The organism is Bradyrhizobium sp. USDA 3650, from assembly GCF_054057395.1.
In genome coordinates, this window is sequence record NZ_JBSRZG010000001.1 from 3,690,439 (window position 1) to 3,714,619 (window position 24,181).

Genomic DNA, 24,181 nt, shown 5'->3' on the forward strand with positions numbered 1-24,181 from the left:
TCACCCGGGATTTGCTGCGCAAACTCCGGCCTCTCCCCGCATGCGGGGAGAGGCGAACAAATCAAAACATCAGATTGTCCTTCACCAGAACCCAGCGGCCGCCCTTGACCTGCTGCACCTGGGTGACGGTGTTGGCGAGGTGGTCGGTCTTGGAGAATTTGGTCGGCGGCGAGTTGAAGATGTCGAGGAACTTGTCGCCCGATTCCAGCGCGTCCAGCATCTTCTGGCCGGTCAGATCCTTGCCCGCCTTGTTTGCGTAGAACGCAAACGTCGTCACCGCATTGTAGCCGATGATCGCCTGGGTGTTGGCATCGGTGTTGAACATCTTCTTGTAGTTGATGAGCCAGTCGTGGACCTTGCCCTTGGCGGTGTCCTCGTAGGGGATCTCGAAGCCGCTCGCCGCATAGAGGCCCTCGACGGCGTCCTTGCCGAGCGCCGGCACTTCCAGCACGTTGGTCGGCGTCGCCCCCAGGAAAGTAACGTCCCAGCCGAGCTTCTTCGCCTCCGTCATCGCGCCGATGGTCTCGCGGATCACGGTGCCGAGCACGACGAGATCGCAGCCGTCGGACTTCATCTTGGCGATCTGCGCGCTGAAATCGGAGGCGCCGCGCTTGTAGCTCGTCACCGACGCCGGCTGCAGCTTCATGGCCGTCAATTGCTGGGTGAAGCCGTCGAGCACGTTCTTTCCATACTCGTCATCCTGATGCATGATGCAGGGCTTCTGGAAGTTCTTCCACTCCACCATGTATTTCAGCGCGGCGCGTGTGCTCTCGACATAGGGCAAGAGGTTGTTGAACTTCAGCCGCTCCTGCGGCTTGGCCGGGTCGAATTTGAAGGTGAACTCGGCGGCGGTCAGCGGGAAGAGCTGGAGCACGCCGGCATCAAACAGGATGTCCTGCGCGGCGAGCGTCGGCGCCGATCCCATCGAGCCGATCATTGCAAATATCTTGTCGCGCTCGACCATCTTCTGGGACGCCAACACGCCCTTCTTCGGATCGTAGCCGTTATCCTCGAGGATCATCCTGATCTTGCGGCCATTGATGCCGCCGGCCGCGTTGATTTCCTCGACCGCCATCTTCATGCCGTTCGAGACCGGCACGCCCCAGACCTTGATCGGCCCCGACAGATCCTGATGGGTGCCGATGACGATCTCGGAGGCCGAGATGCCTTCATTGGTGACCTTGGTCTGCGCGACGGCGGGCAGACAGGTGAGCACCACCGCGCCTGCCGCAAAGCCGAACGTTCTCAACGATCTCGACATTGACGTCTCCTCTCCTTGGGGCCCTTATGATGCGAAGGGTGGGGCCATCACTCCTTCGCTGTTATGCAAACAGGATTGTTCAAGCCACCGCCCGCGTCGGATACATTGCGTCGATCTCGGCGGCATAGCGCTTGTTCACGAAGCCGCGCTTCAGCTTCATGGTCGGCGTCAGCTCCTCGTCCTCCGGAGTGAGTTGCCGTTCGATCAGATAGAATCTCTTGATGGTCTCGACGCGGGCGAAATTGGCATTGACCGCTTCGATCTCGCGCCAGATCAGGTCCTGGATCTCCGCCGCGCGGCACAGGCTGGCATAATTGGTGAAGGGGATGTCGTGGTCCTGCGCGAACTTCTCGACATTCTCCTGGTCGATCATCACGAGGCAGGTGAGGTATGGCCGCTTGTCGCCGATCACCACGGAATCCGAGATGTAGGGCGAGAATTTCAGCTGATTCTCGATCTCGGACGGCGTGATGTTCTTGCCGCCCGAGGTGATGATGATGTCCTTCATCCGGTCGGTGATGCGGACGAAGCCCTCATTGTCGATGGTGCCGACGTCGCCGGTATGCAGCCAGCCGCGATGGTCGATGGTCTCAGCTGTCCTCTCCGGCTGGTTCAGATAGCCCATGAACAGGAAGTCGCCCCTGATCAGGATCTCCCCGTCGGGCGACAGCGCCACTTCACCCCACGACACCGCCTTGCCGACCGAGCCGAGCTTGATCCGCTCCGCCGGCATCATGGTGGCGACCCCGCAATTCTCGGTCTGGCCGTAGAGTTCGTGGATATCGATGCCGAGCGCGAGATACCAGCGGATCAGCTCCGGTGCGATCGGCGCCGCGCCGGTGAAGGCGACGCGGCAACGGTCGAGCCCGATCATGCGCCGGATGTTGCGGAATGCGAGCCGGTAAGCGATGCCGTTGGCGATGCGCAACGACAGCGGCGGCGGCTTCCCTTCGATCCTGCAATCGACCATGCGATAGCCGATATCGATGGCGCGGCGGTAGACCCATTGCTGCAACGGCGTCGCATCCTTCAGCGCAATGGTGATGGCGGAATAGAATTTCTCCCAGATGCGCGGCACCGCGAGGAAGATGGTCGGCTGCACCTCGCGCAGATTGTCCGGCACAGTCTCCGGACTCTCGGCAAAATTCATCACCGAGCCGAGCGCGACCGAGATGTAATAGCCGCCGATCCGTTCGGCGACGTGGCAGAGCGGCAGGAAGATCAGCCGGTCCTCGTTCTCGCGCGCCGGAATGAAATCGTTCGCGTGCCGCATCTGGTGCGTGACGCTGCGGTTGGCGTGCATGGCGCCCTTGGGCGGGCCCGTGGTGCCGGATGTATAGACGAGGACCGCGAGATCGCTCGCGCTGCGACTGTCGATCATCTCCTGCCACAGCGCGTCACGGCCGGCCATATAGTTGCGCCCGAGCACACGGAACTCGTCGAGGGACATCACCGTCTCATCGGAGAAGCCGCTGAGGCCCTCCATGTCGAACACGATGATCTTTCGCAGAGACGGACAGCGTGCGCGACAGGCCAGGATCTTGTCGAGCTGCTCCTCGTCCTCGGCGAAGATCACTCTCGTCCGGGAATCGTTGACGAGATATTCGACCTGGGATGAGGCATCGGTTGGATAGATCCCGGAAGAGACGCCGCCGGCGCACAGAATGCCCATGTCGACATGGACCCATTCCGGCACGGCGTTGGCGATGATGGAAGCAACGTCGCCGGGCCTAAAGTCGATGGCGTGCAGCGCGTAGGCGATCTCCTTCGAGATCTCCAGCCATTCGCGCCAGCTGGTCGGCTGCCAGATCCCGAATTTCTTCTCGCGTATAGCCGGCCTGTCGCCCCGCGTTTCCGCGGCGCGCAAAAAGCTCTTCGCGATCGTGTCAGCGACCGTCAGCACCGCCGGTCGGGCCATGCACGTCTCCTCCTTGTCGCGTTCCCCTCCGCTGCCTGCCTTGCCGGCGGTCTATTGTTGCGGACGGGTCTCCCGATCTAACGTCAAGTCTTCCTTCAACCCAAGTCTTCCTGCAACCCAAGTATTCCTTAGCGCCAAGTCTTCTTCTTTTTCCAGCGCCGCTCGCCTCGTGCGCCCGCTTCCTTGGCGCCAAGATAGAATTCCTGGATGTCCTTCGAATGCATCAAACGGTCGCAGCTGTCGTTCATCACGATCCGGCCGATCTCCAGCACATAGCCATAATGCGCCGTCTCCAGCGCCACCTTGGCGTTCTGCTCGACCAGCAGGATCGACATGCCCTGCTCCTCGTTGACCCGACGGATGATGGCGAAGATCTCCTTCACCAGGATCGGCGACAGCCCGAGCGAGGGCTCGTCGAGCAGCAACAGCGTCGGCCGGTTCATCAGCGCGCGGCCGATTGCGAGCATCTGCTGCTCGCCGCCGGAGAGCTGTCCGGCCGGCTGGTTGATGCGCTCCTTCAGCCGCGGGAAATAGCCATAGACGCGCTCCAGATCGTCCGCGACGCCATTACGATCCTTGCGCGGATAGGCCCCCATCATCAAATTCTCGCGCACGGAGAGGAACGGGAACACCTCGCGTCCCTCCGGCACGTGGCTGAGGCCCAGCCGCACGATCCTGTCCGCCTCCATGCGCTGGATCGACTTGCCCATGAACTCGATGGCGCCCTTCTGCGGATCGAGAATGCCCGAGATCGTCTTGAGCACCGTGGTCTTGCCGGCGCCGTTGGCGCCCAGCAGCGTGACGATGCGGCCGCGTGGCACTTCGAGCGAGATGCCGCGGATCGCCATGATCGGCCCGTAATAGCTCTCGATGTTGGAGAGTTTCAGGATGATGTCTGGTGTCACCACGGCATCCATCGCGTCAGGCTCCCAGATAGGCGGCGACGACATCGGGGTGCTGTTGCACTTCGGCGGGCGAGCCCATCGCCAGCACCCGGCCGTAGTTCAGCGCGATGACGCGGTCGGAGACGCGGTTGACCAGCGACATGTCGTGCTCGACCATGAGCACGGTGACGCCGAGCTCGCTCTTGAGGTCGCGGATCCAGAACGACATGTCGTCGGTCTCCTCCACGTTGAGGCCGGAGGACGGCTCGTCGAGCAGGATCAGCTTCGGCTCCGAGCATAGTGCGCGCGCCAGCTCGATCACCTTGCGCACGCCGTAAGGCAGACCCGAGATCAGCTTGTCGCGGTAGGGTTCGAGATCGAGGAATTCGATGACCTGCTCGACCCTGCGGCGATGCACCTTCTCGTCGGCCCGTACGCCCGGCAGGAACAACAGTTCCTGCCAAAGCTGCGTGGTCGAATGCCGGTGGCGTCCGACCAGCAGGTTCGACAACACCGTCGCGTTCTCGAACAGCTCGATGTTCTGGAACGTGCGGGCGATGCCGAGCCTTGCGATGTCGTGGGGCGGCTGCTCCGTGATGTCCTGATCCTCGAAGAAGATGCGGCCGGAGGTCGGCCGGTAGATCCGCGAAATCAGGTTGAAAATCGAGCTCTTGCCGGCGCCGTTCGGCCCGATGATCGAGAGGATCTCGCCCTTTTCGACCGCGAACGACACCGCATCGACGGCCTTCAGCCCGCCGAAATGCAGCGACAAGCTCTCGGCGCGAAAATAGCTCATCGGTTGCGCTCCGACTTCACGTAGATCTTCTGCCGTTTGAAGGTGGCGCGCTTGTAGAGTGGGAACAGCTGGAAGAAGAGTTTGATCTTGAGCCAGCGGCCGTAAAGCCCGAGCGGCTCGAACAGCACGAACAATACGATGATGATGCCGTAGATCGCACCTTTCAGACCGTTGAGCGAAGCAAAGGCCGCAATCTTGGACTGGACATTGGCGGCCGCTTGCGTGCCCGCTCCGAAGGTCGCGGCAATGCCGGCGATGATGCCGGGCATGTCGTCCTTGAGGTAGGTCAGGAATGGATCGATCATCACGATGAAGATCGCTCCCAGCACTGCGCCGTGCAGGCTGAAGGTACCACCAATCAGGATGACGATGATGAACTCGATCGAGAGCTGGAGCGTGAACATCTCCGGCGAGATGAAGGAGAGCTTGTGCGCGAACAACACGCCGGCGAAGCCGGTGATTGCCGCGGAGATCGCAAAGGACTTCACCTTGTACAGCGCGACATTGACGCCCATGCTGCGCGCCGCCGTCTCGCTGTCGCGGATCGCGACGAAGGCGCGCCCGGTGGGTGAGCGCAACAGGTTGAGCGTGCCGACGATGGTCAGCACCAGCACGGCGAGGCAAAGGAAATAGAAAGTGTGGCTGTCGCGCGAGACTGCGACCCCAAACAGCGACACCGCCTTGATCCGCATGCCCTCGTTGCCGTTGGTGACGCTCTCCCAACGTGCCAGAATCTCCTCGACGATGAAGGCGAAGGAGATGGTGGCGATGACGAGATAAATGCCTTGCAGCCGCAGCGCGGGGAAGCCGACCAAGGCACCGATCAGCCCGGTCAGGAGCCCGGCGGCGAGAAAGTAGACCGGGAACGGCACACCATATTTCTGCAAATAGGCCGCCGTATACGCACCGATCGCGAGAAATGCCGCATGCCCGAGCGAGGCCTGCCCGGTGAAACCCGTCAAAATCAGCAGCGCCACGCCGACCGTCGCATAGATGCAGACGAAGACGAGCTGGCTCATCAGATAGCTGGAGAGCACATAGGGCGCGATCAGCAGCACGGCCAGCAGGAGACCGTATGAGACGTAATAGCCCGAATGCGGAAACAGCCTGATGTCGTCCTCGTAGTCGGTCTTGAACAGGAAGCGCATGCGTTCAGACCTTCTTGCGGACGTGAAGGCCGAACAGGCCTTCGGGCTTGAGCAAGAGCACGGCGAGCAGCACGATGTAGGGCGCGACGTCCTTCCAGCCCTCGGCCAGATAGAAGCCGGCCATGCTCTCGATGACGCCGATCAGGACGCCGCCGACGACGGCGCCGGGGATCGAGCCGAAGCCGCCGAGCACGGCGGCCGGAAACGCTTTCAGGCCCAGCACCAGACCGACATTGGAATGGATGAAGGTGATCGGCGCCAGCAGCACGCCGGCGCAGGTCGCAACCGCCGCGCTGATCGCCCAGACGATCGACACCACGCGCTTGACCGGGATGCCCATGTAATAGGCCGCCAGCATATTCTCGGAACTGGCGCGCATCGCGGTGCCGAGCGTGGTCTTGTTGAAGAACAGCCAGAGCAGCGCGCAGAGGATGACCGTCGCCGCGATCACCGAGAGCTTGTCATGGGCGAGCACCAGCGAACCGATCCGCAGCACGCCCTGGCTGAACGGCGTGTCGATCTTGAAATCGTCGGTGCCCCAGATCATGCCGGAGACCGAGCGCAGGAAATAGCCGAGCCCGATGGTGGCCATGATGATGGAGAATTGCGGATAGCCGAGGATCGGCCGCACCACCACGCGCTCGGCCAGCATGCCGAACAGCGCCATTGCCGCCACCGCGCCGGCAAAGCCGATCCAGTAGTTCAGCCCCATCATGCCGATGAAGGTGAAGGCAAAGAAGCCGCCCAGCATCATCAGATCGCCCTGGGCGAAATTGACGACCTCGGTGGCCTTGTAGACAAGCACGAAGCCGAGCGCGATCAGGCCGTAGACGCAGCCGAGCGCAACACCGCTGACCAGCTGCTGAACGAAATCCAGCATCGTCGCGCATCCTCCCGATACAACCGGCGGTTCTTCCTGACCGCCTTGCCGCATCTTGTGTTCAGTCGCTACGCAGTCGTTTCGCTGCGTTCGCGCCATTCGTCCCTTCGCCAATTCAGCCTGAACCGCCAAGCGCTGTCAACAAACGGTGACTTGCCTTTAGTCCTATCCGGATGACGGAATTTGCGGCAGCGCGATTCACGGTGCCGAAACATCTTCGGGGCATGGTCGCGAGCGATGCAAAACCGCAAGGTGTGGCCGTGATGAAGCGGGACGACTCGGCGCTCGAAGTCATGGGGTTAACGAAGCGTTTTGACCGTCTGGCGGTCGATAACCTCGATCTCACCATCCATGCCGGCGAATTCTATGCGCTGGTCGGTCCCAACGGCGCCGGCAAGACCACCACTTTACGCATGGTTGCAGGCCTTTTGCGGCCCGATGCCGGCGCAGTCTCCATCTTCGGCATCGATGCGCTCCAAAACCCCGTCGCCGCCAAGCAGGTGATGGCGTGGGTCTCCGACGAGCCCATGATCTACGACAAGCTCACGCCGCTCGAATATCTCGAATTCGTGGCCGGTCTGTGGGGCATCGCACCATCGGCCTCGGAACCGGTCGCCACTGAGCTCCTGAACTCGCTCGGGCTCGAGCCGCACCGGCACGAACGCTGCGAGGGTTTTTCCAAGGGCATGCGCCAGAAGGTCGCTCTCGCCGGCGCACTGGTGCACGATCCCCGCCTCATCATCCTCGACGAGCCGCTGACGGGACTGGACGCCGTCTCCGCCCGCCATGTCAAGGGACTCCTGAGCGAGCGCGTCCGCGCCGGCTGCACCGTCATCATGACCACGCACATCCTTGAGGTCGCCGAACGCATGGCCGACCGCATCGGCGTGATCGCAGCCGGCCGCCTGGTTGCCGAGGGCACGCTGACCGAGCTGCGCCAGCAAAACGGGCACGCCGATACCAGCCTGGAAGATCTCTTCATCGCACTGGTGACGCTGCAGGAAGCCGCATGAGCTCGGCCACCGCGCTGTCCTGGTTCGCCCGCCACGAGCTCCGGCTCGCCTGGCGCGAATGGCTCGCCATGATGACCGGCGGGCGGCGCAAACGAACGCGTGCCGCGGTGATCGGCCTGCTGTTCTTCGCGGCGCTGCTGCACGTGCCGGCTTGGGCGGTGATCGGCCGCTTCGCCGACCTGCAATTGCCGCTCGACAAATCCTCGGTGATCGTGATTTCGGCGACGATTTTTCTCGCCTGGACGCTGATGCTGTCACAGGCAATCGAATCGGTGACGCGGGTGTTCTACGCACGCGCCGATCTCGACCTCATCATGTCCTCGCCCGCGACGCTGGCCAATCTGTTCTCGGTGCGCATCGCCGCGATCGCGCTCACCCTCACGGTGATGGCGCTGCTGTTCTCGACGCCCTTCATCGACGTACTGGTGTTCGGGGGCGGCGCGCGCTGGCTTGCAGCGTTCGGGGTTGTCGTCGCGATGGGCCTGTCGGCCGCAGCGGTCGCGATCGCCGTCACTATCCTGCTGTTCCGCCTGATCGGTCCGGCACGGACACGGTTCGTCGCCCAGATCCTCGCCGCGATCATTGGCGCCGGCTTCGTGATCGCGCTCCAGGTCGCGGCGATCATGTCCTACGGCACGCTGTCGCGCTTCACCATCCTGACTTCAGGTAGCCTGGCCGCTTACGCGCCCGATGCCGACAGCATCTGGTGGTGGCCGGCGCGGGCGGCGATGGGGGACGCCGAAGCGCTGCTGCTGCTCCTGGCACTCGGGCTCGTGCTGCTCGGAAGCGTCATGGCGATCTTCTCGGGCCGCTTCGCAGACACGGCGATCGATGCCGCCGCCTATGGCGCGTCCGGCCGTCGCAGCGCGAAGGTACGCCCGTTCCGCGGCGGATCGCGGCAGCATGCCCTGCGGCGCAAGGAATTTTCGCTGCTCTGGCGCGATCCCTGGCTGATCTCGCAGACGCTGATGCAGCTGCTCTATCTGGTGCCGCCGGCGCTGCTGCTCTGGCGCAACTTTGCCGACAGCTCCGCGGCGCTGACGCTGATCACGCCCGTCATCGTCATGGCGGCGGGACAACTCGCCGGCGGGCTTGCCTGGCTGACGATCTCGGGCGAGGACGCGCCCGACCTGGTTGCAACCGCGCCATTGACGCCGTCGAGCGTCATCCGCGCCAAGATCGAGGTGGTGCTGATCGCGATCGCCGTCATCTTCTGCCCGTTGGTCGCGGCGCTCGCTTTCGCCTCGCCGTTCCAGGCCGCGGTCAGTGCCGGTGCGGTCATCGTCAGCGCGGCCTCCGCCACCGCAATCCAGCTCTGGTTCCGGGTCCAGGCCCGGCGCAGCCAATTCCGCCGACGCCAGACCTCGTCGCGGCTTGCGACCTTCGCCGAGGCGTTCTCCTCGATCGGCTGGGCTGCCAGCGCCGCGTTGGTGCTCACGCTGCCCATCGTCGGTCTCGTCAGCGGCCTGATCACCGCGAGCCTCGTCGCCATCACCTGGAAGTTCAGCCCGCGGCGGGAGTGACAATGGGCCGGCGTGAGGGTGCGACACTGACGCGCTGTTGATCGCGCGCTGTTGGCCACGCGTTGCATTGCACGCTAGACTTTCCCCTGAAGTCATCGGGGATGGATTCATGCGGCGACTAGTTTCGGCGGCTCTGGCGCTGTTCGGCGCATTCCTCTCACCTGCCCTCGCACAGCAATCACCTCAGCGCAGCGAATGCCTGGCGATGGCGAATGCGGCACCCCGCGTGACGCCGGTCGCGTTCCGGCAGGCCGCAGCCTCGGCTGAAGTCCAGATCACCTATGCCGGCCATTCCACCTATTTCATCGACACGCCCGGCGGCTTGCGCATCGCCACCGACTATAGCGGGGCCTACCAGGTGGGCCGGCTGCCCGATGTCGTCACCATGAACCGGGCCCACAGCACGCACTACTCTCTATATCCCGACAAGCGCATTCCTCGTGTGCTCCATGGCTGGGGCGAGGACGGCAAGCCGGCCATCGTGTCGGAGCGCATCGCCGACACCTTCATCCGCAACGTCACGACCGACATCCGCCGCTATTTCGGCGACGATTCCGGCGCCGACATGATCCGTGACGGCAACTCCATCTTCATCTTCGAGGTCGCGGGCCTCTGCATTGGCCATCTCGGCCATCTTCACCACAAGCTCGACGACAGCCACTTTGCCCAGATCGGGCGGCTCGACATCGTGATGGTGCCGATCGACGGCACCTACACCATGTCGCTCGACGGCGTCTCCGAGATCACCAAGCGGCTGCGCGCCTCGGTGGTGCTGCCGATGCACCGCTTCGCCACCCCGCTCGACGATTTCATGCAACGCGTCGGCCAGCAGTTCGAGATCGACCGGCGCATGGAACGAAGTTTCCGGATCTCCCGGGATGCGTTGCCGTCGAAGCCGACAGTGATCATCCTCGACGGCGTCTGACGCGCAATTTTCTCCAAGTCGGCTGCCGGCCGGTCGTGCTGATCTCCTCGCAACAGGAGATCGACATGACCGACTTTGCGAGATTATTGCACGCGGACGGACCGAACCCCGAGCACGCGGCGGCGCTGCGGCTTTACGGCCGTTTCGTCGGCGATTGGGACGCCGAGATCACCGCCCATGGACCTGATGGAACGAAACACACCGCGCCCGGCGAAATCCATTTCGGCTGGGTGCTGGAGGGCCGCGCCGTGCAGGACGTCTGGATCATTCCGCGCCCGGCCGGCAGCCCGGCCTTGCCGATCGCAGGCAATTGGTACGGCACGACGCTGCGGGTCTACGATCCGACCATCGATGCCTGGCGGATTTCCTGGTTCGATCCCGGCCGCTGCATATTCCGCCAGCAGATTGGCCGTCCACGCGATGCCGACATCGTGCAGGAAGGCACGACCGAAGCCGGCGACCTGACGCGGTGGAGTTTTACGGAGATCACCGAGGATTTCTTCCATTGGCTCGGCGAGGTCAAGCCGGCCACCGCAACCGATTGGCGGCTTGTGGTCGATGTGAGGGCGAAGCGGCGCAACGGTTGACGACGGCGCCGCTGTGCCCGCGATGCCGGGTGCGGTTGCGCAACGCGCGGTGCTGCGTGCGATGACGAGGTGCTAGGCTCCCCGAACAAGAAGCATTCATAAGGGGAGCGAACACCGATGGCCGCAAGCGGTCTGCCCGCCAGCACGAGCGGGCTATTCGTCGAGCCGCGCGAGGACTGGCTCGCGCTGCATCAGGAGGAGATCATCGATCCCTTACGGCCGATCGTCGATCCCCATCACCATCTCTGGAATCGCGGGCACCGCTATCTGATCGAGGAGATGGCGGCCGATATCGCCTCCGGCCACAACGTCATCGCCACCGTCTATGTCGATTGCCGCTCGATGTATCGTGCGCACGGGCCCGAGGCGTTCCGGCCGGTCGGCGAAGTCGAGTTCGCCAATGGCGTCGCCGCGATGAGCGCCAGCGGCGGTTACGGCAAGGCCGCGATTTGCGCCGGCATCGTCAGCCACGTCAATCTGCTGCTCGGCGATGCCGCACAACCGGTGTTGGAGGCCGAGATCGCGGCGGGCAACGGTCGCTTCCGCGGCATCCGGCATTCCTCAGCCTGGGACCCGGATCCTGCTGTCGCCGGCATGTATGCGAACCGGCCGCAGGGATTGCTGCAGGACCCGACCTTCCGCAGGGGCTTCGCCTGTCTCGCGCCGCTGAACCTGAGCTTCGACGCCTGGCTGTTCCATCCGCAGATCGGCGAGCTGACCGAGCTCGCCCGCGCATTTCCCGACACCAGGATCGTGCTCGACCATTGCGGTGGCCCGGCCGGAATCGGCCGCTTTGCCGGGCGACGCGAGGAGGTTTTTGCGCAATGGCGCGCGTCGATCCAGAAGATCGCCAAATGCGAGAACGTGGCGGTGAAGCTCGGCGGGCTCGCGATGTGCCTGCTCGGCTACGACTTCCATTTGCGCGGGAGACCGCCGTCATCCGAGGAGCTTGCCGCGGCGTGGCGGCCTTACATTGAGGCCTGCATCGAGGCGTTTGGACCCAAGCGCGCAATGTTCGAGAGCAATTTCCCACCGGACAAGGGCCAGTGCAGCTACCAGGTGATCTTCAACGCGTTCAAGCGTATCGCCGCACCCTTGAGCGAGACAGAGAAGACGGCGTTATTCTCGCAGACCGCGAGCAATTTCTACCGGCTCGATTTGCCTTGAAAGGGATTGGCGCCATGACGAGAACAGGGGCCGGGATGTTGATCCCGGCCCCTGTTCCGTCGTGACCGCTGGGAAGCGTCCTTGAAACTGGTTGAACTCTAACCGGCGCCCATCAGCGAGGCCGGGCGGCGCTCGCCGGTGGAGACGAGCATCTTCTTGAGCTTGTTGACGACGCGGATCAGGAAGCCGATCATCACGGGATTGGTCTTGCGGCAGAAGGCGATCTTCTTGACGTGGCCTTCGACATGCCATTTGGCGTGCGCGCCGTTACGGAAGAAAACGACGTCGCCCGGGCCGTAGCGCTTCGGCGGCATGCCGTCGCTTTCGAGCACGATCGATCCTTCCATGATCATGATCGTCTCATCGATATCGTAGTACCAGTTGAAGCGCCCTTCGGTGCAGGCCCAGATGATGGTCGAAGCGGTGCCGTCGGCGCTGGTGGAGAGGATGTGCGAGCGCGACACCGGATTGCCTTCGATGATCCAGGAAGGCTCGATCGGCCGCAGCTCAAGCTCTACATTGCAACTACTGATTTCAATCAATGTGCGCGACATCTGTTCCCCCAGGGGATAAAATATGATCCGCCGGGTCTCGGCCCGGATTGTTCAAAGATGGCGGGAACGCTAGTAGCCGGTTTTTAATTCTTTCTTACGCAGGGCCCGACAATCAGCCGCAAGTGCAGACGCGAAACGGTTAACGTCCCAATTTCCCTGCAATTTCGCGCACATGAACCCCTCTTTCCCGGGGTGCGACAAAGTGCGCGGAGCTATCTGAAAGGAGCCATACCGATGCCCCTCACCCCGGAGGTTCTCGCAGCTCAAGGCGAGGTCGTCGCCTGGCTCGGCAGCCTTGATGTCTCCTTCGCAACCGACGAGGAGCCCTGGTTCACCGTCGACGGCATCGAAAGCCCCTGGCAGATCGGCAGTGACGGCTCCGGCGGCGCGTTCGTGCTGCTGCCGTCTCAGAACGTGCTCTACGCCTCGTCGGAAGGCCGCGCGGGAATCATCGCGGAGAGTTTCGAGGCTTTCGTCCAGCTCGTTGTGGCGCGCCCCTATTGGCTCGACATCCTCAAATTTTCCGCCGGCGGTGACCTCCATGAGATGCGGCGGGCGGCGGACGCGCTGGAGGCGACACTCGACGACGAGGACGACGTCAACGAGGCCCGCGAGCAAATCCGCGGGGGTCTCGACCTGCCCGAGGCGAATGATCCGGTCGGTGCGCTCTACGACGCGGTGGCGGCCTCCGACGCCGTCGTGCGGGCCACCGACGGCAGCCCGTTCACGACGCTGTTCAACCGCTTCAGCATCGACAACAGCCCGATGCTGCGCAACGCGGCGGCGTAGTTACTTCGCCCATTCGCCGTTGCGAAACACCGGCACTTTGCTGCCGTCGGCGAGAATGCCGTCGATGTCGGTCTCGGCCGAGCCGATCATCCAGTCGATATGGATCAGGCTCTGGTTGCCGCCTTGCGCCGCGATCTGCTGCGGCGTGAGCTGGGCGCCGTTGACGAAGCACTTCGAATAGCACTGGCCGAGCGCGATGTGCGAGGCCGCGTTCTCGTCGAACAGCGTGTTGTAGAACAACAGCCCGCTCTGCGAGATCGGCGAGGAATGCGGCACCAGGGCCACTTCGCCGAGACGGCGCGCGCCCTCGTCGGTGTCGAGCACCTTGTTCAGTATCTCCTCGCCGCGCGAGGCTTTCGCCTCAACGATCCTGCCGTCCTCGAAACGCACTGCGATGTTGTCGATCAGCGTGCCCTGATAGGACAGCGGCTTCGAGCTGACGACATGGCCGTAAACCCGCCGGCAATGCGGCGTGGTGAAGACCTCTTCGGTAGGAATGTTGGCATTGCAGCTGATGCCGTTCTTGGAGAGCGAGGCGCCGCCCTCCCATTCATGGCCGTCGGCGAGCCCGATGGTGAGGTCGGTGCCCGGTCCCGAGTACTGGAGCGCGCGGAAACGCTGGCCGTTGAGCCAGTTGGTGCGCTCGCGCAGCACCGCGTTGTGGCTCGCCCAATTGGCCGGCGCGTCCTCGCGATCGACGCGGGATGCCGCGAAGATCGCGTCTGCGAGCTTGCCGATGGCAATTTCCTCGGGTTCATTGGGGAACACCTGCCGGGCCCAGGACGGGCTCGGATAGGCAATGATGTTCCAGTTGGTGTCGAAATTGACAATCTTCTCCAGCGCCGGCTGATAGGCCATGGAATTGGCCTTGCTGGCGCGCGCGACCTTGGATGCATCTTCGCCCGACAGCAGCATCGGATTGTCGCCGACGATGGCGAGACGCGCGGTGTTGTTCGAGAACGCCTTGGCCATGCCCTCGTACAGCCAGTTGGCGGCGCGATCGAAGCTGTCGTCGTGGCCGTGGCGGTAGCGCGCCAGCGTCATCTCTTCGTCCGAGAGGATAGGCGTCACGATGCCGGCGCCGGCCTTGTAGGCATGCACGGCGATCCGCCGCACCAGCGGCAACGCGATCGCAGGCGCCGTCAAGAGCAGATCCTGGCCGGGCCGCAAGCCCAGGCCCACCTTCACCGCCACCTCGGCCAGCCGGTCGAGCTTCACGGGATCAATGGGAGTGGAGGTGATGCGTTGATCAGTCATGCCGAATCCTCTGCCGAACGTCTCTCGCTCAATCTAAGTCTAGCATCGCGAGACACAAGTGCGCGAGTGCCTTGCGACACCCCAAAGATACGCAGTTTCGCGCATTTTGGTTTTCAACGCGTTGCCGATTTCAGCACCCGGTCGACCATGGCGGGAGCAAGGCCGAGGTAATTTTTCGGTGATGTCAGCGCCTCGATCGTGGCACGATCGATTCTGACGGAGACGCGGGAATCGGACGACAGTGCGTCCGCCAGTGTAAGACCTTTCTCATTGGCGAGCCGACAGGCGTCATAGACCACGTCATGGGCCTCCTGCCGCCCGATCTGCGGCGCGAGCCCCATCATGACGGCTTCGGCCACGATCAGACCGCGGCTGACGGCCAGATTCTCGTTCATCTTGCTTTCGTCCACAATGAGGCCGGCGAGCGCGAACTTCGCCTGATGCAACGCGCCGGCGGTCAGCACGAAGCTCTCGGGGATCGCCATCCATTCGGCGTGCCAGGGCCCGGTGGCGCGCTCGAAATCCTGCACCATGGCATCCAGCATGAGGCCGGCGTGCTGGCGCACCGCCTTGGACGCCGCGAGCATCAGTTCCGAGGAGATCGGGTTGCGCTTCTGAGGCATGGTCGAGGAAGCTCCACGTCCCTTGACGAAGGGCTCGTAGACCTCGGCGAATTCGGTCGAGGCCATGATCATGACGTCGAGCGCGATCTTGCCGAGCGAGCCGGTGACGAGCGCCAGGAAATTCACCGCCTCGGCAAAACCGTCGCGTGCGACGTGCCAGGTCGAGGCGGGGACGCCGAGCCTCAGTTCGGCGCAGAGCGCTTCCTGCACCTCGAACCCCTTGTCGCCGAGCGAGGCCAGCGTGCCGGCGGCGCCGGCGAACTGGCCGACCAGAACGCGCGGCTTCAATTCACTGAGGCGCTCGGCGTGGCGGTCGAACATCGCGAGCCAGATCGCGGTCTTGTAACCGAAGGTGACCGGCAGCGCCTGCTGGAGATGGGTGCGGCCCGCCATCGGCGTGTCGCGGTAGCGCTTCGAGAGGTCGGCGAGGATTGTGCGCAGTGCGGCGATGTCCTGCTCCACGATCTCGAGCCCGGCGCGCAGTTGCAGCACCACGGCGGTGTCCATGATGTCCTGCGTGGTCGCACCCCAATGCACATAGCGGCCGGCATCGCCGCATTGCTTCACCATCTGATGCACCAGCGGCAGGATCGGATAGCCGACGACATCGGTCTCCTGCCGCAACAGATCGAAATCCAGCGCGGCAACGTCGGTCCGCGCCGCGATCTGGTCGGCGGCATCCTGCGGAATCACCCCGCATCTCGCTTCCGCCTTCGCCAGTGCCACCTCGACCTCGGCATAGCGCGCGACCGTCGCGATATCGGAAAACACCTCCCGCATCTGCGGTGTGCCGAATGCATCGCGGAACAGCATGGAATCGAGCACGGTGGTCGAGGGATGAAAAGCGGGCATGGGCGTTTCTTCGTTGTTGGTGTTGTGTGAGGGCAGCTTACGCACACGGAACTGTTCGGCAATGGACATTCACCGTTCGTCAAGTTTTCAGACGTCTAAACTGTCGCCTCCGTCATCCTGACGTGCGAGGCTTCGCTACGGCGCCTCAGGGTGACGGTGATAAACTGTGCGCTCAGCAAGATCAGGTCCAGCGAGGAGACCGGGACAATCCGGCCGAACCGGCCACTTTCTAATCCAGGTTGCATTCCTCCCCGTAAATCGCATGGCTGCCATCACGCGATCGTGGTGAACCGGGTAGGCTCCTCGGTGGACTCACAGACATCAGCCGAAATCCGTTTTGCTTTCATCATTGCCCGATGTTGCCTTGAGGTCTGAGTTTTCGACGTGCAGTTTCTGTTCCGGGATCACCTGCTCGATACCGACTTGCGCGAGCTGAGCCGCGAGCAGGTTCCCGTTGCCGTGGAGCCGCAGGTCTTCGATCTCGTTGTCCACCTCATGGAGAACCGCGATCGGGTAGTCAGCAAGGACGAGCTGATCGACAAGATCTGGCACGGGCGCAGCGTCTCCGAATCCACGCTGACCAGCCGGATCAATGCGGCACGCAAGGCGGTCGGCGACACCGGCGCGAGCCAGGCGGTGATCCGTACCATCTCGCGCAAGGGTTTTCGTTTCGTCGGCGACGTCGAGACCAAGCGTGGAGCAACCGCGCCGGACTCCGATTTCGGAGCGAAGCTTCTGCAGGCCCCGCTGCCGCTGCCGGACCGGCCGGCGATCGCGGTGCTGCCCTTCACCAACATGAGCGGCGACCTCGATCAGGATTATTTCTCCGACGGGATCAGCGAGGACATCATCACCGCGCTGTCGAAGCTGCGCTGGTTCTTCGTCATCGCGCGCAACTCCTCCTTCGTCTACAAGGGCCGCGCGGTGCACATGAACGAGGTCGCGCGCGAGCTCGGCGTGCGCTACGTGCTCGAAGGCAGCGTGCGGCGGAGCGGCGATCGCGTGCGTATCTCAGCCCAGCTCAACGACGTCTCGACCGGCAGCCATCTCTGGGCCGAACGCTACGACCGCGAGCTTGCCGACATCTTCGCGGTGCAGGACGAGATCACCGAGGCGATCGTCGCCGCGATCGAGCCGCAGCTCTATACCGCCGAGAGTTTTCGCGCCCAGCAGAAGCCGCCGGGAAGCCTGGATGCCTGGGACCTCGTGATGCGCGCATTGTCGCATTACTGGCGCATCACCCGCGAGGACAATGCCGCCGCGCAGGGACTGCTCGAAAAGGCCGTCGCGCTCGATCCCGCCTATGGCAAGGCGCTCGGCCTGCTCGCGACCAGCCACATCTTCGGCGCGCATATGGGCTGGTCCGACATGGCCTCGACCGTGCCGGTCGCCGAGCACGCCGCGCTCGCGGCGGTGGAGGCCGATCGTGAGGATGCCTGGGCCCATCACGGCCTGGCATACACTTATTTATTCCGCCGCCGCTTCGACGACGCACTGGCGGAATTCGAGCTGGCGCTGAACCTCAATCCGAACTTTGCGATGGCGCACGCCTTCTATGGCGTGACGCTGTGCTACGCCGGACGATGGCAGAACGGCGATGTCGCCGCGCGCCGCGCGCTGCGGCTGAGCCCGCGCGACCCGCTCGCGGCGATCTATTGCGGCGTCGCGGCCTATGCCCGGTTCATCGGCCGCGATTACGAAGGCGCCGCACAGATGGCGCGCGAGTCGATGCGGCAGCGCGCCGATTTCGTCGGCGCGCATCGCGTGCTGACGGCCGCCGCCGGAATGTCGGGCGATTCCGCGCGCGCGGCTTCCGCCCTGGAAGGCTTGCGCCGCGCCCAACCGGGCATCTCGCTCGCCTGGATCACGCGCGAGCTACCGATGCTGCGGGACGAGGATCGCGAGCATTACCTCGAGGGATTGCGGCGCGCGGGGATGACATAGCGAATCTCTCCTCTCCCCGCTTGCGGGGAGAGGAGAGAAGAAAGCGCATCACTCCTGCATCATCTCGCCGCTGCCGCCGAATTCGGCCGGGAAATCCTTGAGCTTGGGCAGGCCGTCGCGCATTGGCAGCACCGTCTCGGCGTAATTGACGTGGACGCCGGGCGCGAAGGCGAGCGTGGGGATGGTGGCGGTGAAGACGTCGACCAGGCCGAGCGGCGGATGGTTGGTCATGAGATGGCCGCCGCACTTCTTGCAATATTTGCGCTGGCTGAGCGGCGTCTTCGCAAAGGTCTCGACATTCTCTGCACCTTCTGTGATGCGCACGGCTTCGGGCTTCCACAGGCTGAAGGCGTTCACCGGACCGCCCGACCACGAGCGGCACGAGCTGCAATGGCAATAGCCCATCGCCTCCGGCGCGCCTGTAACCTCGATCGTGACCGCGCCACAGAAGCAGTTTCCAACATGTTTCATTAGGTCGTCTCCGTTGATGATTGTTCAGATTCCTCTCCCCGCTCCTGTTTGCCGATAACTCGGCAAAAACGAACGCGGGGGTCGCGACGAGCTTCGCTCGCGCAGGTAACGTCGGGGTGAGGGAGATCACCCCGAGAAGCGTTAAAGGTTGCGTCCGGCAAGCTCCGATACGCGCCTCGGCGCCGCCGCGCGTCCTCCTTTCGGGGGACGCGACGGAAAGACGCGCAAGCTATACCGACTTGCGCCAGGGAATAAGCATCGACACCCGTTGTTTGTACTGCCGGTACTCGTCGCCGAAGAGATCGATGAGGTCGTGCTCCTCCAGCGCGATGCCGACGAAGATGTAGAGCGTGGTCACGGCGGCGAACAGCAGATGGCCCGCGGTCATGACCGGCGCTGCCCAGAACGCGATGATGAAGCCGAGATAGATCGGATGACGGACGAACTTGTAGAGCAGCGGCGTCTTGAAGCGCGGCGGCGACGCCTCCTTGCCGACGAGATGATTGGTCACCTGATGCAATCCGAACAACTCGAAATGATTGATGATGAAGGTCGAGGTGAACACCAGCACCCAGCCCACCAGCGACAGCGTGACGATCGTCACAGCAAGATCCGGGTTCGCGACGTCCCATACGACCGTGGGCAGCGGACGCCACTGCCAGAACAGGAGCAGCAATGACAGGCTCGCAAACAGCACATAGGTGCTGCGCTCGACCGGCTTGGGGACGTACTGCGTCCACCACGCCTTGAATTGCCGGCGCGCCATCACGCTGTGCTGGACCGCAAACAGGGCCATCAGGAGCAGATTGATGACGACGGCTTCGGCCACGGGCGTGTCGGTCCCGGTGTCGATGGTCTTCGGCACCACCAGCCCCATGACGAAGCCGATGGCGTAGAGAATGGTGACGAAAAACACGAGATACGCCGCAATTCCGTACAGAAATGCGATGAACTTGAAAATGCGTGAGCCCGCAACCGGGCCGATAGGATGAACCTGATGATCAATTTGGGTCATAAACAGCTCCGTTGTGCCAAAACGCCGGCACTTCATTGGTCGCTGCACCATGCCGCACCGGAGGTCGCAAGACTTTGGCGGACGGTTGATTTTCGCCTGAGACGGCTTTGATTTTTGCTTGAGACGACAGAAACGTGCGATTTCGCTTTGAAAACAACGTGCTCGACGGCGACCTGCGGGAACTCACCTGCAGCGGCGCCGCCGTGCCGTTGCAGCCGCAGGTGTTCGATCTCCTGCTCTATCTGGTGGCGCAGCGCACCCGTGTGGTCAGCAAGGATGACCTGATCAGCCAGATCTGGAGCGATCGGATCATCTCTGATTCCGCCCTGAACAGCCGGATCAACGCCGCGCGCAAGGCGCTCGGCGACGACGGTGCGAGCCAGCGGCTGATCAAGACCATTCCGCGCAAGGGCTTTCGTTTCGTCGGCGAAGTCCGGGAAGAAGTGGCAGCCGCAACGGCGCCTGCGCAACCCGTCGCTGTCCTGCCGCGCGCCCTGGCGGACCGTCCGGCGGTCGCAGTGCTCGCTTTCGAGAACATGAGCGGCGATCCCGCACAGGACTATTTCGGCGACGGCATCAGCGAGGACATCCTCACCGCGCTGTCGAAGCAGCGCTGGTTCATGGTGATCGCCCGCAACTCGTCCTTCACCTACAAGGGCCGCGCGGTCCACATCCGGCAGATCGCCGAGGAACTCGGCGTCCGCTACGTCGTCGAAGGCAGCGTGCGCAAGTCGGACAACCGGGTGCGCATCACCGCTCAGCTCAACGACGCCACAACCGGCAGCCATCTCTGGGCCGAGCGCTACGACCGCGAGCTGGTCGACGTGTTCGCCGTGCAGGACGAGATCACCAATGCGATCGCCGCGGCGATCGAGCCGCAAATTCATGCGGCGGAAAGTTTTCGCGCCCATCGCAAGCCCCCCGCGAGCCTGGATGCCTGGGATCTCCTGATGCGGGCGTTGTCGCATTACTGGCGCGTGACGCGGCGGGATCACGAGACCGCACGGGTGCTGCTGGAACGCGCGATCGGAATCGATCCGAACTACGGCCAGGCGCTGTCGGTGCTCGCGGCGAACCACATGTTCGGCGTGCATCTCGGCTGGGCCGAGCTTGCGCTGGTGGCGCCGGTGGCGGAAGCCGCCGCGCTCGCCGCGGTGCGCTGCGATCACGAGGACGCCTGGGCGCACGCCGCGCTCGGCAGCGTCTGCTTCTCGACGCGAAGGCTTGCAGACGCACTGTCCGAGTTCGAGCAGGCGCTCGCGCTCAATCCGAACTTCTCGCTGGCGCAGGGCTATTACGCACTGGCGCTGTCCTATGCCGGACGACCGAAGGATTCATTCGAGGCAGCGCAGAGGGCAATGCGGCTCTCCCCGCGCGATCCATCCCTGGCGATCTATCACGGCATCGCCGGCTATGCCCGCTTCACCGAGCGGCGCTATGGCGAGGCCATCGCGCTCGCGCGCGAGGCGATCCGCCACCGCGGCGACCTCACCGGCGCCTACCGCGTGCTGGCGGTTTCTGCCGGTATGACCGGCGACGGCATGCTTGCGGAGATGGCGCTGGGCGAGCTCCGCCGTACCCAGCCCAACATCTCGTTGCACTGGATCGCGACGCAATTGCCATGGGCCAACGAGGCCGACCGCGAGCACTATCTGGAAGGATTCCGGCGGGCGGGCTTGCGCTAGACGATCCTCATGCCGGGTCTGCGTCGCGCTTCCGGCGCAGATGGACGACGACGTCGAGCCGCGCGATCTCGTGGCCCGGAAGCGCCTCGGGTATCCTGGTGAAGGTCAGGCCGTCGGTGACGTCGACCAGCACATCCTCGCCTTCGAGGTAGAAATGCGGATGCACGGACGTATCGGTGTCGAAGAACGACTTAATGCCGTCGGCCGCGATCCGGCGCAACAGGCCGGCTTCGGTGAACTGGTTCAGCGTGTTGTAGACGGTCGCAAGCGACAGCCGCAGATTGGCGGCGGTGGCTTCTTCATAAAGCCCCTCCGCTGTCACATGACGATGGGGGCCGAGGAACAGCATTTGACCGAGCGCCAGACGGTGGCGCGTCAGCCTGAGGCCGGCATCGCCGAGCAATTGCGCGCAACGTGCCGACGCCTCGTCCGCGAAGGAGGTGGCGATATCGTCTGAATCCGCTTCGGGTGGGGTGGAATGGACGTTCATCGCCGATGCACTCGCAGTTGACCGGGCACGCGGGGCTTCACGCGTCTTGCCATCAGATCGCAGAAGCGGAAGCCCGGCTTTGATCCCGATCAAATCCGGAACGAGCCCGCCTCTGACCTATCGCAAGGCGGACCAGTTTATTCCCGGCCAGAATAGCCTGACATCAATGAGGCTCACATGTCCAAGCCGGTTCCCGACAAGGCAGAGATCGCGCTCGAATATCCCGACAAGTTCTATGTCGGCACCTTCGGGCATTCATCGCGGTTCGAGGCACATCGACGGCAGCGGCGTTGCGCTGGTGCTGCAGCATCCGGGCACGGCTGAGGAACGCAAATCGGTGCACCTGCACCTCAATTTCGGCCTGCTCGCCGCGATCCTGCGCGAGCTCGCGGGCAGTGTCACGGCCATCCCCAAGGACGACATCGCGCACCGGGAGCAACTCGCGGATGCGCTTGCCGAGTTGCAACGGGTGCTGCGGCCCTCCTGAGCCGTGCGGCGCGGCGGCGCCGGTTTGGCCGTCAAACGCCATAACAGGACGCGCTGTACATTTTTTGTGCGAACACTGTCGAGACTTTCATCTTGCGGCGCCGAACGAGACTGTGTGAGCCTCGATCCCGGATGGGGACTGGGATGGGCCGGCCTAGCTTTGCGCGCCATGACGTGCGAAGCGTTTGCGGCTGGTCTCGCTTGAGAAAGATACGACATGTCAAAACGAGTGTTGCTTGGTGTCCTCCTGGCTTGCGGTCTCGCGGCCCCGGCGCTGGCGCAAGAGCCGAAAGCGGGTGGAGCGATCAATGCCGTGATTCAGCCCGAGCCGCCCGGCCTGATGCTGGCGATGGTCCAGAACGGCCCGGTGCAGATGGTGTCGGGCAACATTTTCGAAGGCCTGCTTCGCTACAGCCCCAAGCTCGAGCCGCAGCCGGAGCTGGCCGAGAGCTGGAGCGTCAGCGAGGACGCAAAAACCTACACATTCAAGCTCAGGAAGGGCGTGACCTGGCATGACGGCAAGCCCTTCACCGCCGCCGACGTGCTGTTCTCGCTCGATATGTTGAAGCAGACGCATGCGCGCGCCCGCAACAATCTCGCGCAGGTCGACAAGGTCGAGGCTCCCGACGACTACACGGTGGTGTTCACGCTGAAGCAGCCGTTCGGCCCGTTCCTCGGCATCTTCGAGGTCGGCTCGATGCCGATGGTGCCGAAGCATCTCTATGAGGGCACCGACTGGAAGACCAATCCCTACAACAACGCCCCTGTCGGCACCGGCCCCTTCATGTTCAAGGAATGGCAGAAGGGCTCATTCATCCGCCTGGTCAAGAACCCGAACTATTACGAGAAGGGCAAACCCTATCTCGACGAGATCTACTGGCAGATCATTCCCGATGCCGCGGCGCGCTCGGTGGCGTATGAGACCGGCAAGGTCGACGTGCTGCCCGGCGGCTCGGTCGAGAATTTCGACGTGCCGCGGCTGTCCAAGCTGAAGGACACCTGCGTCACCGGCGCCGGCTGGGAGTTCTTCTCGCCGCTGGCCTGGCTGTGGCTCAACAATCGCCAGGGTCCGCTCGCCGACAAGCGAGTGCGCCAGGCGGTCATGTTTGCGATCGACCGCGAGTTCGCCAAGGACGTGATCTGGAACGGGCTCGGCAAGGTCGCGACCGGCCCGTCGGCCTCGACCATCAAATACTACACCGGCGACGTGCCGAAATACCCTTACGATCCCGCCAAGGCCAAGGCGCTGCTGAAGGAAGCCGGCTACAAGGGCGAGAAGATCCGTCTTCTGCCGCTCGCCTATGGCGAGACCTGGCAGCGCTGGGGTGAAGCCGTGAAGCAGAACCTCCAGGACGTCGGCATGAACATCGAGACCATCGCCACCGACGTTGCCGGCGGCAACCAAAAGATCGGCGACTGGGACTACGACATCGCTTTCACCTATCTCTACCAATACGGCGACCCCGCACTCGGCGTCGGCCGCAACTACGTCTCCAGCGCCATCGCCAAGGGCCAGGTGTTCAACAACGTCGAGGGTTACTCCAACCCTGAGATCGACAAGCTGTTCGCAGACGGCGCAGTGGCAACGCCCGACTCCAAGCGCAAGGAGATCTACGAGAAGGCGCAGAAGATCCTGGTCGAGGACGTGCCGGTGGCCTGGATGCTCGAGCTGCAATTTCCGACCATCATGCGCTGCAAGGTCAAGAACCTGATCACCACCGGGATCGGGGTCAATGACGGCTTCAAGGACGCATGGCTCGACAAGTGAGGGTGCGGCTTCCTTCACCTCTCCCCGCCTGCGGGGAGAGGTCGACGCGCTCGCAGGGCGCGGCGGGTGAGGGGGTACAGATCCATCGACATTCTCGTACGTCGAGAGAGGCCCCTCACCCCAACCCTCTCCCCGCAAGAGCGGG

The 24,181-nt window shown here is 63.5% G+C and carries 21 protein-coding genes and 1 pseudogene; 10 read left to right on the top strand and 12 right to left on the bottom strand.

Translation table 11 applies throughout. The features are described from left to right. Positions 1–61: 61 nt before the first annotated feature. The 6 genes from ACVIN2_RS17100 to ACVIN2_RS17125 all read right to left on the bottom strand — a co-directional run bounded on the left by ACVIN2_RS17100 (position 62) and on the right by ACVIN2_RS17125 (position 6,887). Positions 62–1,261 (bottom strand): ABC transporter substrate-binding protein, encoded by a 1,200-nt coding sequence (locus tag ACVIN2_RS17100; RefSeq protein ID WP_456766430.1) that lies wholly within the window; start codon positions 1,259–1,261, stop codon positions 62–64. 79 nt (positions 1,262–1,340) lie between these two features. Continuing rightward, positions 1,341–3,179, bottom strand: a complete 1,839-nt coding sequence (locus ACVIN2_RS17105) for an AMP-dependent synthetase/ligase (protein WP_456766431.1) — start codon at positions 3,177–3,179, stop codon at positions 1,341–1,343. A gap of 128 nt (positions 3,180–3,307) precedes the next feature. Next, positions 3,308–4,096: an ABC transporter ATP-binding protein gene (locus tag ACVIN2_RS17110; protein ID WP_204513223.1), complete on the bottom strand. Its 789-nt coding sequence runs from the start codon at positions 4,094–4,096 to the stop codon at positions 3,308–3,310. Positions 4,097–4,100: 4 nt separating this feature from the next. Continuing rightward, positions 4,101–4,859, bottom strand: coding sequence for an ABC transporter ATP-binding protein (locus tag ACVIN2_RS17115; protein WP_456766432.1), 759 nt, complete (start codon positions 4,857–4,859; stop codon positions 4,101–4,103). Beyond that, positions 4,856–6,007 carry a branched-chain amino acid ABC transporter permease gene (locus ACVIN2_RS17120; RefSeq protein ID WP_456766433.1) on the bottom strand — a complete coding sequence of 384 codons (1,152 nt, stop codon included), beginning with the start codon at positions 6,005–6,007 and terminating at the stop codon, positions 4,856–4,858. The genes ACVIN2_RS17115 and ACVIN2_RS17120 overlap by 4 nt, the downstream gene beginning before the upstream one ends. Positions 6,008–6,011: 4 nt before the next feature. After that, entirely contained in the window at positions 6,012–6,887 is an 876-nt protein-coding gene (locus ACVIN2_RS17125) for a branched-chain amino acid ABC transporter permease (protein WP_027570079.1), read from the bottom strand. Between the two features lie 263 nt (positions 6,888–7,150). On the opposite strand from ACVIN2_RS17125, the gene ACVIN2_RS17130 reads away from it, so the two are divergent. The 5 genes from ACVIN2_RS17130 to ACVIN2_RS17150 all read left to right on the top strand — a co-directional run bounded on the left by ACVIN2_RS17130 (position 7,151) and on the right by ACVIN2_RS17150 (position 12,102). Further along, positions 7,151–7,900 carry an ABC transporter ATP-binding protein gene (locus ACVIN2_RS17130; protein ID WP_456766434.1) on the top strand — a complete coding sequence of 250 codons (750 nt, stop codon included), beginning with the start codon at positions 7,151–7,153 and terminating at the stop codon, positions 7,898–7,900. After that, on the top strand, positions 7,897–9,423 hold the full coding sequence (locus tag ACVIN2_RS17135) for a permease (RefSeq protein WP_456766435.1): 1,527 nt from the start codon (positions 7,897–7,899) through the stop codon (positions 9,421–9,423). The genes ACVIN2_RS17130 and ACVIN2_RS17135 overlap by 4 nt, the downstream gene beginning before the upstream one ends. 109 nt (positions 9,424–9,532) lie before the next feature. Continuing rightward, positions 9,533–10,348, top strand: a complete 816-nt coding sequence (locus tag ACVIN2_RS17140; protein ID WP_456766436.1) for an MBL fold metallo-hydrolase — start codon at positions 9,533–9,535, stop codon at positions 10,346–10,348. Positions 10,349–10,413: 65 nt separating this feature from the next. Further along, on the top strand, positions 10,414–10,935 hold the full coding sequence (locus ACVIN2_RS17145) for a hypothetical protein (protein WP_456766437.1): 522 nt from the start codon (positions 10,414–10,416) through the stop codon (positions 10,933–10,935). Between the two features lie 117 nt (positions 10,936–11,052). Further along, complete coding sequence (locus ACVIN2_RS17150; RefSeq protein WP_456766438.1) at positions 11,053–12,102, top strand: amidohydrolase family protein; 1,050 nt, start codon at positions 11,053–11,055, stop codon at positions 12,100–12,102. A gap of 98 nt (positions 12,103–12,200) precedes the next feature. Here the strand turns inward: ACVIN2_RS17150 and ACVIN2_RS17155 are convergent, their stop codons facing one another. Continuing rightward, positions 12,201–12,656 (bottom strand): cupin domain-containing protein, encoded by a 456-nt coding sequence (locus ACVIN2_RS17155; RefSeq protein ID WP_456766439.1) that lies wholly within the window; start codon positions 12,654–12,656, stop codon positions 12,201–12,203. A 234-nt stretch (positions 12,657–12,890) separates the two neighbouring features. On the opposite strand from ACVIN2_RS17155, the gene ACVIN2_RS17160 reads away from it, so the two are divergent. Then, a complete protein-coding gene (locus ACVIN2_RS17160; RefSeq protein WP_456766440.1) occupies positions 12,891–13,445 on the top strand; it encodes a hypothetical protein in 555 nt (184 codons plus the stop codon). Here ACVIN2_RS17160 and ACVIN2_RS17165 read toward each other — a convergent pair whose 3' ends face one another. Continuing rightward, complete coding sequence (locus ACVIN2_RS17165) at positions 13,446–14,702, bottom strand: aminopeptidase (protein ID WP_456766441.1); 1,257 nt, start codon at positions 14,700–14,702, stop codon at positions 13,446–13,448. Positions 14,703–14,815: 113 nt separating this feature from the next. Next, positions 14,816–16,177, bottom strand: coding sequence for a 3-carboxy-cis,cis-muconate cycloisomerase (gene pcaB / locus ACVIN2_RS17170; RefSeq protein WP_456766442.1), 1,362 nt, complete (start codon positions 16,175–16,177; stop codon positions 14,816–14,818). Between the two features lie 384 nt (positions 16,178–16,561). On the opposite strand from pcaB, the gene ACVIN2_RS17175 reads away from it, so the two are divergent. Continuing rightward, entirely contained in the window at positions 16,562–18,121 is a 1,560-nt protein-coding gene (locus ACVIN2_RS17175) for a winged helix-turn-helix domain-containing tetratricopeptide repeat protein (RefSeq protein WP_456766443.1), read from the top strand. A 48-nt stretch (positions 18,122–18,169) separates the two neighbouring features. Here ACVIN2_RS17175 and ACVIN2_RS17180 read toward each other — a convergent pair whose 3' ends face one another. Further along, positions 18,170–18,592 (bottom strand): GFA family protein, encoded by a 423-nt coding sequence (locus ACVIN2_RS17180; protein ID WP_456766444.1) that lies wholly within the window; start codon positions 18,590–18,592, stop codon positions 18,170–18,172. A gap of 229 nt (positions 18,593–18,821) precedes the next feature. Continuing rightward, positions 18,822–19,607, bottom strand: coding sequence for a methanethiol S-methyltransferase (gene mddA / locus ACVIN2_RS17185; protein ID WP_456766445.1), 786 nt, complete (start codon positions 19,605–19,607; stop codon positions 18,822–18,824). Positions 19,608–19,741: 134 nt separating this feature from the next. Here mddA and ACVIN2_RS17190 point away from each other — a divergent pair, with 134 nt between their 5' ends. Continuing rightward, entirely contained in the window at positions 19,742–21,292 is a 1,551-nt protein-coding gene (locus tag ACVIN2_RS17190) for a winged helix-turn-helix domain-containing protein (RefSeq protein ID WP_456766446.1), read from the top strand. Between the two features lie 7 nt (positions 21,293–21,299). On the opposite strand, the gene irr is transcribed toward ACVIN2_RS17190, so the two are convergent. Then, positions 21,300–21,782 carry a Fur family transcriptional regulator Irr gene (gene irr, locus ACVIN2_RS17195; RefSeq protein ID WP_456766447.1) on the bottom strand — a complete coding sequence of 161 codons (483 nt, stop codon included), beginning with the start codon at positions 21,780–21,782 and terminating at the stop codon, positions 21,300–21,302. A 177-nt stretch (positions 21,783–21,959) separates the two neighbouring features. Between irr and ACVIN2_RS17200 the strand changes: the two are divergent. Then, positions 21,960–22,269, top strand: a pseudogene (locus tag ACVIN2_RS17200) (hypothetical protein). Positions 22,270–22,485: 216 nt separating this feature from the next. Continuing rightward, entirely contained in the window at positions 22,486–24,036 is a 1,551-nt protein-coding gene (locus ACVIN2_RS17205) for an ABC transporter substrate-binding protein (protein WP_456766448.1), read from the top strand. Positions 24,037–24,181 lie beyond the last annotated feature (145 nt).